Source organism: Bradyrhizobium sp. I1.14.4 (genome assembly GCF_050435825.1).
Taxonomy (GTDB): Bacteria; Pseudomonadota; Alphaproteobacteria; order Rhizobiales; family Xanthobacteraceae; genus Bradyrhizobium.
Genome location: NZ_JBNDLA010000001.1, coordinates 204,373 through 218,236 on the forward strand (window position 1 = coordinate 204,373; position 13,864 = coordinate 218,236).

The 13,864-nt window shown below is 64.6% G+C and carries 11 protein-coding genes; 10 read left to right on the forward strand and 1 reads right to left on the reverse strand.

Going from position 1 to position 13,864, the window contains the following annotated elements; genetic code table 11:
- Positions 1-183 precede the first annotated feature (183 nt).
- The 8 genes from ABIB78_RS00930 (at position 184) to ABIB78_RS00965 (ending at position 10,464) form a co-directional block, all read left to right on the forward strand.
- Positions 184-2,508, forward strand: coding sequence for a putative bifunctional diguanylate cyclase/phosphodiesterase (locus ABIB78_RS00930; RefSeq protein ID WP_429020386.1), 2,325 nt, complete (start codon positions 184-186; stop codon positions 2,506-2,508).
- A 168-nt stretch (positions 2,509-2,676) separates the two neighbouring features.
- Positions 2,677-3,411 carry an N-acyl amino acid synthase FeeM domain-containing protein gene (locus ABIB78_RS00935; protein ID WP_429020388.1) on the forward strand — a complete coding sequence of 245 codons (735 nt, stop codon included), beginning with the start codon at positions 2,677-2,679 and terminating at the stop codon, positions 3,409-3,411.
- A 270-nt stretch (positions 3,412-3,681) separates the two neighbouring features.
- Positions 3,682-4,176, forward strand: coding sequence for a peptidoglycan-associated lipoprotein Pal (pal, locus tag ABIB78_RS00940; protein ID WP_429020390.1), 495 nt, complete (start codon positions 3,682-3,684; stop codon positions 4,174-4,176).
- Between the two features lie 253 nt (positions 4,177-4,429).
- On the forward strand, positions 4,430-5,455 hold the full coding sequence (ybgF, locus tag ABIB78_RS00945; protein WP_429020391.1) for a tol-pal system protein YbgF: 1,026 nt from the start codon (positions 4,430-4,432) through the stop codon (positions 5,453-5,455).
- Positions 5,456-5,506: 51 nt separating this feature from the next.
- The gene (tilS, locus tag ABIB78_RS00950) at positions 5,507-6,541 is read left to right on the forward strand and encodes a tRNA lysidine(34) synthetase TilS (protein ID WP_429020393.1); all 1,035 of its coding nucleotides are present in this window, start codon (positions 5,507-5,509) and stop codon (positions 6,539-6,541) included.
- Positions 6,542-6,801: 260 nt separating this feature from the next.
- Positions 6,802-8,724 (forward strand): ATP-dependent zinc metalloprotease FtsH, encoded by a 1,923-nt coding sequence (ftsH, locus tag ABIB78_RS00955; RefSeq protein ID WP_076861218.1) that lies wholly within the window; start codon positions 6,802-6,804, stop codon positions 8,722-8,724.
- Positions 8,725-8,736: 12 nt separating this feature from the next.
- Positions 8,737-9,150, forward strand: coding sequence for a DUF3052 domain-containing protein (locus ABIB78_RS00960; RefSeq protein ID WP_429020395.1), 414 nt, complete (start codon positions 8,737-8,739; stop codon positions 9,148-9,150).
- Positions 9,151-9,267: 117 nt separating this feature from the next.
- Positions 9,268-10,464, forward strand: coding sequence for an ABC transporter substrate-binding protein (locus ABIB78_RS00965; protein WP_429020397.1), 1,197 nt, complete (start codon positions 9,268-9,270; stop codon positions 10,462-10,464).
- Between the two features lie 111 nt (positions 10,465-10,575).
- Here ABIB78_RS00965 and ABIB78_RS00970 read toward each other — a convergent pair whose 3' ends face one another.
- Positions 10,576-12,078: a hypothetical protein gene (locus ABIB78_RS00970; RefSeq protein ID WP_429020399.1), complete on the reverse strand. Its 1,503-nt coding sequence runs from the start codon at positions 12,076-12,078 to the stop codon at positions 10,576-10,578.
- A gap of 444 nt (positions 12,079-12,522) precedes the next feature.
- Between ABIB78_RS00970 and ABIB78_RS00975 the strand changes: the two genes are divergently transcribed.
- Both ABIB78_RS00975 and ABIB78_RS00980 read left to right on the forward strand, forming a co-directional pair.
- A complete protein-coding gene (locus tag ABIB78_RS00975; RefSeq protein ID WP_429020401.1) occupies positions 12,523-13,197 on the forward strand; it encodes a TetR/AcrR family transcriptional regulator in 675 nt (224 codons plus the stop codon).
- Between the two features lie 189 nt (positions 13,198-13,386).
- A complete protein-coding gene (locus ABIB78_RS00980; RefSeq protein ID WP_429020403.1) occupies positions 13,387-13,815 on the forward strand; it encodes an OsmC family protein in 429 nt (142 codons plus the stop codon).
- The last annotated feature ends 49 nt before the right edge of the window (positions 13,816-13,864 follow it).

Genomic DNA, 13,864 nt, shown 5'->3' on the forward strand with positions numbered 1-13,864 from the left:
TACGCCGACCTCCTCCGGGGAACCCCGGAGGCGGTCCGGCAGCTCTTGCCTAGCGCACTGAATCTTATGGTGAATTTCGGCCGTCAATCGTCCGCGGCAAGGACTCGCTAACGATGTTCCCTCAGAAAGACTTCACCTGCGATCAGTAAGAGTGCGAGCTGCAAAAGGACGCGCGCTCTCACAATGCAGTTTGCAAGTCAGACGGGTGAACCGGACCAGTCGATGTCGCCGACGATCTCCGCGGCGCTGGTCGATTCCCTGTTCATGAACCCCGCGCCCATGATCTTCGGCGCCTTCGGCCCCGCCATCGCGGGCGCCGTGATTGCGGCTGTCACCGGCAATCTCCTGTCCTGGCTGTGCGTGCCGCTGTTCATCGTGGTGGGTCTGGCGCGCGCGCTGCAGATGTACCGCTACCAGCAGCGCAATTCCCGTCTCACGATCGAAGAGTCCGTGACCTGGGAGAAGCGCTACCGGATCGGCACCATCGCCTACGGCATTTCGCTCGGCATCTGGGGCGTCACCGTCCTGCTCACGACCAAGGATGCCGCAGCCCATATGCTCTGCGTGACCACGGTGGTCGCCTACACCTCGGCGGGGGTAGGGCGGACCTTCGGCAGGCCGCAGATCTTCCATCTGCATCTGTTGATGTCGATCGGTCCCCTGATCGCCGCGCTGATGTATGTCGGCGGTCCCTATCACATCGCCCTGGCGCTGCTCAGCCTGGTGTTCTTCAGCGCCATCCGGCACCTCACCTCCAGCCTGCAGCGCATCTATGTCAACGCCTGGATCGCGAAGGAGCGCGAGGCGGCGCTGGCCGGCCAGTTCGATACCGCGCTTAACAACATGCCGCACGGCCTGTGCATGTTCAACGCCGACGGCCGCCTTGCGGTGATGAATCACCGCTTCATCGAGATGATGCAGCTGTCGGACGATTTCGTGCAGCGCGGCGCCAGCGCGACCGACATCTGCAATGCCTGTGTCCTGTCCGGCGCGATCTCGGCCGCCGCCGCGCAACAGATTCTCTACGAGATCGAGAGTTCGCAGCGCGGCGACATCGTCACCAGCGATCCCGATCCGGCCCAGAACCGTTCGCTAGACTGGACATTCCAGCCAATGGCCGGCGGCGGCACGGTCGTGCTGGTCGAGGACATCACCGAGCGCAAGGACGCCGAGGCCAGGATCAGCCACCTCGCGCGCTACGACGAGCTGACCGCGCTGCCCAATCGCGTCAATTTCCGCGACGAGATCGGCCGGCTGCTCGCCATGCAGCACGGCGACCATCGCTCCGCATTGCTGTTCGTCGACCTCGACCAGTTCAAGCAGGTCAACGATACGCTCGGCCATCCCTGCGGCGACCAGCTGCTCTGCGCGGTCGCCGAGCGGCTGCGCGAGATGCTGCGTCCGGAAGATTTCGTGGCGCGGTTCGGCGGCGACGAGTTCGTCGTGTTCCAGCAGAACATCCACTCGCATGAGGACGCCGCCGCGCTGGCACGGCGCATCGTCGACCGCCTCAGCGAGCGCTACAAGATCGACAACCATCTGGTCGAGATCGGCGCCAGCGTCGGCATCGCGATGACGGCGCCCGGTGTCGGTGCCGATACGCTGCTGAAGAACGCCGACATGGCCCTCTACCGCGCCAAGGCCGACGGCCGCGGCACCTTCTGCTTCTTCCGCGACGAGATGGCGCAAACCGTCGAGGCCCGCCGTATCCTCGAGCTCGATCTGCGCAAGGCGCTCGCCAACGAGGAATTCGAGCTGTTCTACCAGCCGCTGATCAACCTGAAGTCCGGCAAGGTATCGACCTGCGAAGCGCTGTTGCGCTGGAACCATCCGGTGCGCGGCACGGTGTCTCCGGTCGACATCATTCCGGTCGCAGAGGACATGGGCCTGATCGTCGACCTCGGCCGCTGGATCCTGCGCAAGGCCTGCATGGAATGCATGAAGTGGCCGGAAGCGGTCAGCGTCGCGGTCAACTTCTCGCCGCAGCAGTTCCATCAGCGCGACGTGCTGAGCGAGGTTCGCTATGCGCTTGAGGTCTCCGGTCTGCCGGCGCACCGGCTCGAGATCGAGATCACCGAATCCTCGCTGCTGCACAACACCGAGCTGACCCACGACGTGCTGTCGCAACTGCGTTCGCTTGGCGTGCGGATCTCGCTGGATGATTTCGGCACCGGCTACTCGTCGCTCAGCTACCTGCACAATTTCCCGCTGCAGAAGGTCAAGATCGACCGCTCCTTCCTCGAAGGCATCGACAGCGATCGCCCGCTGACCTTGCTGCGCGGGGTAGCGCGGCTGTCGGCGGATCTCGGCATGTCGGTCGTGGTCGAGGGCATCGAGACCAATGAGCAGCTCGAATTGATCAGCGCCGATGGCGCGGTGACCGAAGCACAGGGATATCTGTTCAGCCGGCCGGTTCCCGCGCTCCGCATCCGCCAGTTGCTCAATGCCTCGCACGGCCGGCGGACCGACGAGCAACTGCACGTAGTTCCCTCGCGCTCGATCGCGTGAGCCGACTGAATATCTTCAATCGATGGTTGTGAGGGCGTTCGGCTGCACGAAATGCGCCATTGCGGTCAGAGGTTAACTGTATTGCCGCGATTGCTTTGACGAGAATTAAGAAGCTGTTAATCTTTTGGCTCGCGCGCTGAAGTTGTTGGGTTGTTGAGGGAGTACTAAATGAGGTCCGCGGCCGAAGCCATCAAGCCCGCGACAGGAAGGCTTGCGGACCCCCTAGATCAAGTCGACTACCGCCTCGCTCAGACCCCGGAACAGAAAGACGAGATCTACCGGCTCCGCTACCGCGCCTATCTGCGCGAAGGCGCGATCCGGCCGTCAGCGGACGAGCGCGTCGCCGATCAGTTCGACGATGCGCCGAATGCGTGGATCTTCGGCGTCTACCTGCAAGGCGAACTCTGCAGCTCGATTCGCATCACCGTGGCGACGCCGGACTGGCGCTCCTCGCCGACGATCGATGTGTTCGGCGACGTGCTGCTGCCGAAACTTGATCAGGGTCTGGTTTTCATCGATTCGACGCGTTTTGTTGCGGATCCCGAGAAGGCGCGGAACAATCCGGAACTCCCCTATGTCACGGTGCGCCTCGGCTCGACCGCGGGCGTGCATTTCAATGCCGATTACGGCCTGGCGCCGGTCCGGCCCGAGCACATGGCGTTCTACCGGCGCGTGTTCCTGCACGAAACCTGGTCGGAGCCGCGGCTCTATCCCGGGCTCGTGAAGCCGGTCGGCTTGATGGCGTCGCATCTGCCGACGGTGCGGGAACGCGTGCTCGCCCGCTATCCGTTCCTGCGCTCGAGCGCCTTCGAGCGACGCATGCTGTTCGACCGGGAAGGCCAGTTGCAGCCGGACGGTATTGTCCGGCCGTTCGAGCGCGCTTCGATCGTGCCGAATCCCTGAGCAGACCGGCGTTCTGATCGATCTGACGTCGGCCGACTGTTGCGCGCAGGCCAAATTGCCCTGCAAAAGCGGCCGGTTCCGGCGAACCTTGTCTTCCCTTCACCATCGCGCCACATTTGCCACCCATTAACCATCGGGGGCGCTTTTCGCCATTGCCTGGCATTTGATGGGGTCCAGCAAGGTCTCGTCAAGGTTGACGGAACGTTCGCTTAACCATCGCCCTGTAGACCCAATGGACAGTACGAAGAGCGTGAGCGTGGAGGCTCCGGAATGAAACATCAGATGCGTATCCTCCAGGGTATGAAGCTGGCTGCGGTTCTGGCGGTGGCGTTGTCGATGGGTGCCTGCGCCAACAAGAACGGCATGGGCGCCGATGGCGCGATGGCGAGCGCCGCGACCCCGGGCAGCCAGCAGGATTTCGTGGTCAATGTCGGCGACCGCGTGTTCTTTGAGAGCGATCAGACCGATCTCAGCCCGCAGGCGACTGCGACCCTCGACAAGCAGGCGCAGTGGCTGCAGACTTACAACCGCTATTCCTTCACCATCGAAGGTCATGCCGACGAGCGCGGCACGCGCGAATACAACATCGCGCTCGGTGCCCGTCGTGCCCAGTCGGTCCGCTCCTATCTCGCCTCGCGCGGCATCGATCCGAGCCGCATGCGCACCATCTCCTACGGTAAGGAACGCCCGGTCGCGGTCTGCAACGACATCTCCTGCTGGTCGCAGAACCGCCGAGCCGTCACGGTGCTGAACGCCAGCTCCTGACGCGAGCCTGAATGTGTGTTTCCAAGCCGGCGCCTCCGGGCGCCGGTTTTGTTTTGGCCGCGCGGACGAACAACTGACGCCACGTCATCTTGATGAACGAAGCTGCGCGCAATTGGCCACTTGCTTGTTCCGGCGTCCGTACTAAACCGGTATCCGCGACGCTGTCCCGGATTTGAAGTGGCAGTCACAATTCCGGCGTACTCCGCCTTTCAATGTCGCTCGCTTTTTACGTCGATCTCGTCGTCAGGGCAAAATGTCATCCAGGCTTCACTTTCTTTCCTCCGCCGCAGCGATTGCGGCGCTGTTCGTTTTTTCTGTTCCGGCCTTTGCCCAATCCGACGATTCCGATGCCGAAATGCGGATCGAGCGGCTCGAAAACCAGCTGCGGCAGCTGACCGGCCAGAACGAGGAGCTGCAGTACCGCAACCGCCAGCTCGAGGAGCGGCTGCGCCAGCTTGGCAGCCAGCCGCCCGGCTCTGGCGGACAGGCTCCGGCGGCTCAGCCCGGTGTCGCGGCGGTGCCGCCGGCGCAGCAGCCGCAAGCCTACCCGCAAGCTCAACCCGGCTACGGCCAACCGCAGCAAGGATATGGCCGCCAGCCGCAGGGCGGCTATGATCAACAGCAGATCGCAGCGCCCGCGCCGATCGTGCAGGAGCCGGCGCCGGCGGCCGCTTCCGGCCGCCGCGGTCGCGGCGATGCCTTCGATCCGACCCAGAACCCGAACGCCCCAGGCGCCCCTCGCGTACTCGGTGGGGGCGGCCAGATGCCGATGCAGAGCGATGCCGCGGTCGGTGCGCCGGGCGGCCGTGGGGCGGGCGAGCCGCTCAATCTCGGCAACACCAGCCCGCAGCGCGCGCCCGGTGCGAGCGCGGCTCTGACCACATTGCCGCCGTCGGCCACGTCGAAGGACGAATTCGACCTCGGCATCGGCTACATGCAGCGCAAGGACTATGCGCTCGCCGAAGAGACCATGAAGAACTTTGCCCAGAAGTATCCGGGCGATCCCTTGGTGGCGGACTCGCAATACTGGCTCGGTGAAAGCTATTTCCAGCGCCAGCAATATCGCGACGCTGCGGAAACCTTCCTCGGCGTGACCACCAAGTTCGACAAGTCCGCGAAGGCGCCAGACGCGCTGCTGCGGCTCGGCCAGTCGCTGGCGGCGCTGAAGGAAAAGGAAGCCGCCTGTGCCGCATTCGGCGAGATCACGCGGAAGTACCCGCGCGCGTCCGGCGGGGTTAAAGCTGCGGTTGACCGCGAGCAGAAGCGCGTGAAGTGCTAAACCAGCAAGGGAAGGCCGCTTCCGGCCTTTCCGCGACATGCCGGTTTTGCGATGCCTGACGACCAATCCGCTATCCCGGCGAGGGACGCCAAGCGCCTGTTCGCGGGCCTCGCGCGTGCGCCAGCGATCGTGCTTGCGGTGTCCGGCGGTCCCGATTCGGTTGCGCTGATGTGGCTGGCCGCGCGCTGGCGCCGCGCGCTCGCGCAAGGACCGCGGCTGGTGGCGGTCACGGTTGATCACGGCCTGCGTCCAGAAGCGGCCCGAGAGGCGCGCGACGTCAAGCGGCTGGCGCGAGGCCTCGACCTACCGCACCAGACGCTGCGCTGGAGCGGGCCCAAGCCCGCGACCGGCGTGCCGGCGGCTGCACGCGAGGCGCGCTACCGTCTGCTCGCGCAAGCCGCGCGCAAGCACCACGCAACGCATATCCTGACCGCGCACACCCGTGACGATCAGGCCGAGACGCTGTTGATGCGGATGCTGCGTGGCAGCGGCATCGCCGGCCTCGCTGCGATGGCGCGCGAGGCCGAGCGCGACGGCGTTATGCTGACGCGACCGTTGCTCGACATCTCCAAGGCGCAGTTGATCGCGACGCTGAAGAAGGCGCACATCGGCTTTGCCGACGATCCGACCAACCGCGATCCGTCCTTCACGCGGCCACGGCTGCGCGCATTAATGCCGATGCTGGCAGGAGAGGGCGGCGACGCGCGGAACCTGGCGCGGCTTGCGGCTCGGATCGCGCGAGCCAACACCGCGCTGGAGGTGCTGGTCGACGGCGCCGAGCGCTATCTTGCGTTGAAAGATGAGGATAACCCTCGCACCGGCTTCGACGCTGCGCTGTTCGCGATGATGCCCGAGGAAATCCGCCTCCGCCTCCTCAAGCGCGCTATCGACCGCATTGGACACGAGGGACCGGCCGAGCTCGGCAAGGTCGAGACCCTGCTCGCCGCAGTGGATGAGGCCATCGATGAGGCCTTGGGACAACGCGAATCCAAGCTGAAACAGACGCTTGCCGGAGCCGTCATCAGCGTCGCCTCCGGCCGTATCAGGATCAGCCCGGCGCCGCCCCGCCGGGCACGTTCCCGCTGAGCCGGGTTCGATTGTTTCAATCGCTGTCATAATCCGGCAAGGTGGCTTAACCACCCCGGAAAAACACCGGATTCAGCGCCATTTTTTGACCGGGAATAGCGCTAGGATGCGGTAAATAGTCGTGCGTGGTTCCCTTGGCATCGACCCCAGCGGCACCTAGATTGTAAAGGCATCGACGGGATGGATTCCCTGGGGATTCCCACAGAGCCTGCCCAAGGATTAGAGAGAGGCCGCGATCCGCGCGACCACGAAGGAAGACCATGAACGCCAATCTGCGGAATTTCGCCCTCTGGGTCATCATTGTCCTGCTGTTGCTGGCGTTGTTCACGCTTTTCCAAAATCCCGGCCAGCGCTCGTCGTCTTCGGACATCTCGTTCTCGCAGCTTCTCACGGAAGTCGATCAGGGCCATGTCCGCGACGTCGTGATCCAGGGGCCCGAGATTCACGGCACCTTCAACAATGGCACGAGCTTCCAGACCTACGCGCCGAGCGATCCGTCGCTCGTGAAGCGCCTCTATGACGCCAAGGTGCAGATCACCGCGAAGGCGCCCGGCGACAACGTGCCGTGGTTCGTCTCGCTGCTCGTCTCCTGGTTGCCGTTCATCGCGCTGATCGGCGTCTGGATCTTCCTGTCGCGGCAGATGCAGGGCGGCGCCGGCAAGGCGATGGGCTTCGGCAAGTCGCGCGCCAAGATGCTGACCGAGGCGCACGGCCGCGTCACCTTCGAGGACGTCGCGGGTGTCGACGAGGCCAAGCAGGATCTGCAGGAGATCGTCGAATTCCTCCGCGACCCCGGCAAATTCCAGCGGCTCGGCGGACGCATTCCGCGCGGCGTGCTGCTGGTCGGCCCTCCCGGCACCGGCAAGACGCTGATCGCGCGCGCGGTCGCGGGCGAAGCCAACGTGCCGTTCTTCACCATCTCCGGTTCTGACTTCGTCGAGATGTTCGTCGGCGTCGGCGCGAGCCGCGTCCGCGACATGTTCGAGCAGGCCAAGAAGAACGCGCCGTGCATCATCTTCATCGACGAGATCGATGCGGTCGGCCGTCATCGCGGCGCCGGTCTCGGCGGCGGCAATGACGAGCGTGAGCAGACGCTGAACCAGTTGCTGGTCGAGATGGACGGCTTCGAGGCCAATGAAGGCGTGATCCTGATCGCGGCGACCAACCGTCCCGACGTGCTCGATCCCGCGCTGCTGCGTCCCGGCCGCTTCGACCGCCAGGTGGTGGTGCCGAATCCGGACGTCGTCGGCCGCGAGCAGATCCTCAAGGTCCACGTCCGCAAGGTGCCGCTGGCGCCGGATATCAACCTCAAGACCATCGCGCGCGGCACGCCGGGCTTCTCGGGTGCCGACCTGATGAACCTCGTCAACGAGGCTGCACTGACCGCCGCCCGCCGCAACAAGCGGATGGTGACGCAGGCCGAGTTCGAAGAGGCCAAGGACAAGGTGATGATGGGCGCCGAGCGCAAGTCGCTCGTCATGACCGAGGAAGAGAAGTTGCTGACGGCCTATCACGAGGGCGGCCACGCCATCGTCGGCCTCAACGTCGTCGCGACCGATCCGATCCACAAAGCGACCATCATCCCGCGCGGCCGTGCGCTGGGCATGGTGATGCAGCTGCCGGAGCGCGACAAGCTCTCGATGTCGCTGGAGCAGATGACCTCGCGCCTCGCGATCATGATGGGTGGCCGCGTCGCGGAAGAGCTGATCTTCGGCCGCGAGAAGGTGACCTCGGGTGCCGCCTCCGACATCGAGCAGGCAACTCGCCTTGCCCGCATGATGGTGACACGCTGGGGTCTTTCGGAAGAGCTCGGCACGGTCTCCTATGGCGAGAACCAGGACGAGGTGTTCCTGGGCATGTCGGTCTCGCGCACTCAGAATGCGTCCGAGGCCACCGTCCAGAAGATCGACTCCGAGATCAAGCGCCTGGTCGAGGAAGGCTACAAGGAAGCGACCCGCATCCTCACCGAGAAGCACGACGATCTCGAAACGCTCGCCAAGGGCCTGCTCGAGTTCGAGACGCTGACCGGCGACGAGATCACCGACCTGCTGAAGGGCAAGAAGCCCAACCGCGAGTCGGTGCTGGAGCCGTCGACGCCGCGCGCATCCGCCGTGCCGCCGGCCGGCAAGCCGCGCCCGCGCCCCGATCCGGACACCGGCTTGGAGCCGCAGCCGCAGGCGTAAGCCTCGCCTGCCATGGCCGGCTATTCCGGCAAACCGATTGTGCAAAAGCTCGGCCTCAAGCCGGGCTTTTGTATTTTTGTCGACGGGTTGTCCGTTCCCTACCGCGACATCGTCGGCGAACTGCCCGCCGATGTGCAGCTCGCGAAGACCGCGCGGGCGCCGCTCGATGTCGTGCATCTGTTCGCCGCCGAGGCCAGGGGGCTCGGCGCCAAGCTGCGGCGCTACCGGGAGGCGATCGCGCCCGACGGCATGATCTGGGTGTCGTGGCCCAAGAAGAGCTCAGGCGTCGCGACCGATCTGGACGACAGGGTCGTACGCGAAACCGGGCTCGCGAACGGCCTGGTCGACATCAAGGTCTGTGCCGTCGATGCGGTGAGGTCGGGGCTGAAATTCGTGATCCCGGTCAAGGAGCGCGGCAACCGCTGAAATCGTCGCGGCGAAATATGCTTGGTCTCCGTTGGGGCGCCGTGGCATCCTTAAGGCCAAGCCGTCAAACGGCACGGCCGCGCATCTCAACAACGCGGCAAGAAAAAGGGGAGGCCGATGCGCAAGGTATTCGGCGCGCTTGGCGCCATTTCATTCCTGCTGCTGCCCACCGCTCCATTCGCCGCCGAGATGCGCGGCGTCACAGCAACCGAAATCAGGATCGGCCAGACCATGCCCCATAGCGGGCCGGTGTCGGCGTTCGGCGCGCTGGGCAAGGGCGAGGCCGGCTATTTCAGGATGCTGAACGAGCGCGGCGGCATCAATGGCCGCAAGATCAATTTCATCTCCCTGGACGATTCCTACGCGCCGCCGAAGACGGTGGAGCAGACGCGCCGCCTCGTCGAGAGCGACGAGGTCGCGCTGATCTTCTCCTCGATCGGCACCGCGCACAACACCGCGATCGCAAAGTACCTGCAGAGCAAGAACATCCCGCAGCTGTTCCTGGCCTCCGGCGCCTCGAAATTCGGCGACATCACGCAATTCCCGCAAGCGACGATGGGCGTGCAGGCGCCGTTCCGCTACGAGGCGCGGCTCTATGCGCGCTATGCGCTGGCGAAGAATCCAAACGCGACATTCGCGGTGATCTCGCAGAACGACGATTACGGCCGCGACTATCTTGCCGGCCTCAAGGACGTGCTCGGCGGGAAGTATGATTCTCTCGTCACCGTTGCGACCTACGAGATCACCGATCCAACCATCGACTCGCAGATCGTCAAGCTGAAGGCGACCAATGCCGACGTCTTCGTGATCGCGGCGACGCCGAAATTCGCGGCGCAGTCGATCCGCAAGGCCTATGAAATCGGCTGGCGGCCGATGACGTTCCTCTCCAACACCGCGGTGTGGATTTCGACCGTGATGCAGCCGGCCGGCGTCGAGGCCGGCACCGGCATTATCTCCACGGCCTATGTAAAGGATCCGGATGATCCGACCTGGAAGGACGATCCCGGCATGAAGGGCTGGCGCGATTTCATGACCAGATACGTGCCCGAGGGCGATCAGCACGACACCAACTATGTCAATGCCTACAACAGCGCAATGGCGCTGGAGGCTGTTCTGAAGGCCTGCGGCGACGATCTGTCGACCGACATCCTGCGGCAGGCGTTCGCGATCAAGGATCTGGAATTGCCGATGCTGCTGCCTGGCATCAAGGTCAATACGTCCCCCGCCGACCACGTGCCGGTCGATCAGATGCAGCTGATGCGCTTCAACGGCAAGATCTGGGACCGCTTCGGCGAGCTTCAGACGGGAAATTGAGCTGGATCGACGGCCACCAGCGGGGCCGTGCATCCTTCGAGGCTCGCTCCGCTCGCACCTCAGGATGACGGGATAAGCAGCGCGCGATACAGGAGAACGTTACAGGGTAGACTAATTCGATTTCTCTGCTGCCGGGAGCGCGCCGGCCTTCGTCTCGTCCGATCGCACGTGGATGACGGCGATGTCGTCCTTGTACAGCCGCTTCCAGCCCTTGAGATGATCCAGCGCGTTTCCGGCCGGCGAGTCCGAGCTCAGCAGCGTGGCGTCGATCCGGTATTTGTCGAGCAGGCCCAGCAGCTGGCCGACGTCGCGGGCATCGAGAGCGGCGTAATAGTCGAGCACGAATTGCTCGCCATAGAGCTCGGCGCGGCCGTCGATGAACACCTTCATGTCGCGGCTCACCATGTAGCCGCCGAACGGCGCGGTGCTGAAGACGCGCTGCGCCTTGTGCTGCTGAAGGACGTCGACCGCGGCAACGGGCGAGAACGCCGGCAGGAATTTGAACTGATGCTGCGCGACGAAGCTCGTCGTCGTAACCCACGCGCCGATCACCATCGCGATGGCAGCCAGGATCGTGACGACGGGGACCGGGCGGGTTTCGCCGCAGCGGGAGGCGGTGACGCCTGCCATTCCCCATTGTTCGGCGATCGGCTTGGCGAGCACGAGCGGCGCGATGAACGCGAACACCTCGATGTTGCGGATATGGCTGAGCGCCATCCAGATCAGCGCGAGCAGCAGCAGGATCCGCGGCACCGACAGGGTCAGCCCGCGATAGCAGATGAGGCCGATCAGTCCGAGCAGCGTGGCTTCGAAGAAGCTGGGCTTGCTGAAATCCGCCGGCATCCACTCCCCGATCAGCGTCAGCAGCTTGCCGAGACTGAGGATCTTGGTCGCACCCAGCGGGCTATTCCAGCCGTAGGGCGTCACGCAGCTGGCGGCCAGCGCAGCGAGGCCGAACAACCCCCATCGCACGACGAGCCGACCGCGGCGGCCGGGCTCCACGCTCCAGACGGCCTCCAGTCCGATCGGTCCGATCAACGCCAGGCCGAGCACGAAGCCGCCATGCAGATTGGCCCACAGCGTCATCAGCGGCAGCAGCCACCATGACGGAGCGGCGCGGCGATCCGCGGCCGCCATCAGGCCGCCGATGAACGCCAGCAGCACCGGCAGCGCCAGCACATGCGGCCGCGCGAAGAAATGGATCGTCGACAACAGCAGCGCAAGCGCCGCGATCAGGATCGCACGCGCCGGATCGAAATACGGCCTCAACAGATTCAGGAAGACCGCGACCGTCGCGCCGATCGCGATCGACGTCAGGATCACCGGTCCTGCCCAGTCGCCGCCGTACACGAGGGCATACACCACCTGCGACAGCCACGAGCTCGAAATCCAGGGTTCACCGAAACGGGTGAACGAGAAAACATCGGTGGTCGGCATCGTGCCGTGTTCGAGAATCCACTGTCCGACCCTGATCTGCCACATCGAGTCGGAATCGCGCAGCAGGATCTCGCCGGCCGAGAGATAAAACAGATAGGCGCCCACGGCGGCGCACAGCGGCACCAGTCCTCGCGCCGCGCTGCGGCTGCTCACGCTGCTGGTGATCGAGAGTGACATGGGCTTTCTTGGTTCGGCCGGGGACATCCAGAGGCAACGCCACGCGTGACGCTGGGCGCACTCGACCACGGCGTCCGATAAATTCGGGTAAATGCGGTCGCGGAATTGGGGGGCCGTGCGAGAACCAGATGCCACGATTTCGAGCGATTTTCTTAGCTCGCAATTCACCATGGCGGCCCGGATCCGATCATGCGGATTTGCTGGCAGCTGGCGCTGTGTGACCGATTCCAACAGGTCGGTGCTTCCTTGGGCCCCAGGGGCGGTCGGTTCAATCGGAGGTGGAACGCGGCCGTCGCAAAATCCTTACAATTCCAGCTTGTCATTCAGTCTGAATAGTTGTTCACTTCTTCAGGCGATTGCGGGATCAATCGTTCAAAACATTGAAGACGCGTGTATTCTGCCGGTGGGCGCCGGCTGGGGCGCACGGTGGGGGGACGGAACGCCATGGTCTACCGGCGAACTCATCAGGTCGTGAAACGGCTGGCTGCCCGGCGCAGCGCGATCCTGTCGGCTGCGCGGGACGCGGCGGCGGCTGGCGGCATGGCTGCCGTCCAGATCGCACCCGTCGCGGTGCGGGCCAATGTCGCGGCCGGGACGGTCTATCGCTATTTCCCGTCCAAGGCCGAACTGATCTCGGAATTGATCACGGAAGTCTCGCAGGACGAGTTGTCCGCGATCAGGCGCGCCGCTGATGCCGCGCCGGGACCGTCATCGGCGCTGGCCGCTGCGGTGACCACGATTGCCGTCCACGTGCTGTCACAGCGCAAGCTCGCCTGGGGCATCCTGGCCGAGCCGGTCGATGTCGACGTCACCGCCTCGCGCCTCGCCAGCCGCCGCGATATTTCCGGCGAGCTTGCCATGCGCATCGATGCCGCCGTGCGTGCCGGCCATCTGCCGGCGCAGGATACGGCGCTGGCCGCCACCGCCTTGCTCGGCGCGCTGCACGAAGCGCTGCTCGGCCCGCTGGCGCCGGCCAATCTCGACGATCCGATCAAGCTGCGCGATGCGGTGCAGACCGTGACGCTGCTTGCGCTGCGCGCGGTCGGCGTGATGGACGCACGTGCCCGTGGGCTTGTGGTGCAGGCCACGACCCCGGCAAAGGCGCTGGTCGGCGCCTAGCGCTTCGGTTCTGATCGAACCGAAGCGCTAGATTTCTATTTTGACGCGTTTTCTTCACGCGAACCGGTGTCCACTTCGCTCGAAAACGCTCCAGAGGCCAAGGTAGGGCCAGGGCACGCGGCGAACGCTTCTGTCGCATTGGCGTTGTAGCTTTGTGGGCTGGGTTCAACCAACCTGATGGAGCAACGCATGACGACGACCCATGGCTCGGCCAAATGGCAGGGCGGCATCAAGGACGGCAAGGGCGCGATCTCGACCAAGAGCGGTGCGCTCTCGGACTACCCCTACGGCTTCGCCAGCCGCTTCGAGGGCAAGCCCGGCTCGAACCCCGAAGAGTTGATCGGCGCGGCACATGCCGCCTGCTTCACGATGGCGCTGTCGCTGATCCTCGGCGAAGCCAAGCTCACCGCGGAGCACATGGAGACCAGGGCCGACGTGACCTTGGAGAAGGTCGGCGACGGCTTTGCCATCACCTCGGTGCTCTTGACGCTGTCGGCGAAGATTCCGGGCGCCGATAACGCGACATTCCAGGAATTGGCCGGCAAGGCCAAGGCGGGATGTCCGGTGTCGAAATTGCTCAACACCAAGATCACGCTCGACGCATCGTTGCAGGGCTGATGGTCTGGAGCGCAGCGTTCGGGCCACGCTGATGCGTGGCCCGGCGCGG

Excerpts from the sequence above, each read along its gene's own strand:
- ybgF (WP_429020391.1), top strand. The coding sequence starts at position 4,430 with ATGTCATCCAGGCTTCACTTTCTTTCCTCCGCCGCAGCGATTGCGGCG.
- ABIB78_RS00930 (WP_429020386.1), top strand. The coding sequence starts at position 184 with ATGCAGTTTGCAAGTCAGACGGGTGAACCGGACCAGTCGATGTCGCCG.
- ABIB78_RS00960 (WP_429020395.1), top strand. The coding sequence starts at position 8,737 with ATGGCCGGCTATTCCGGCAAACCGATTGTGCAAAAGCTCGGCCTCAAG.
- pal (WP_429020390.1), top strand. The coding sequence starts at position 3,682 with ATGAAACATCAGATGCGTATCCTCCAGGGTATGAAGCTGGCTGCGGTT.
- ABIB78_RS00970 (WP_429020399.1), bottom strand. The coding sequence starts at position 12,078 with ATGTCACTCTCGATCACCAGCAGCGTGAGCAGCCGCAGCGCGGCGCGA.
- ABIB78_RS00975 (WP_429020401.1), top strand. The coding sequence starts at position 12,523 with ATGGTCTACCGGCGAACTCATCAGGTCGTGAAACGGCTGGCTGCCCGG.
- ftsH (WP_076861218.1), top strand. The coding sequence starts at position 6,802 with ATGAACGCCAATCTGCGGAATTTCGCCCTCTGGGTCATCATTGTCCTG.
- tilS (WP_429020393.1), top strand. The coding sequence starts at position 5,507 with ATGCCTGACGACCAATCCGCTATCCCGGCGAGGGACGCCAAGCGCCTG.
- ABIB78_RS00965 (WP_429020397.1), top strand. The coding sequence starts at position 9,268 with ATGCGCAAGGTATTCGGCGCGCTTGGCGCCATTTCATTCCTGCTGCTG.
- ABIB78_RS00980 (WP_429020403.1), top strand. The coding sequence starts at position 13,387 with ATGACGACGACCCATGGCTCGGCCAAATGGCAGGGCGGCATCAAGGAC.
- ABIB78_RS00935 (WP_429020388.1), top strand. The coding sequence starts at position 2,677 with ATGAGGTCCGCGGCCGAAGCCATCAAGCCCGCGACAGGAAGGCTTGCG.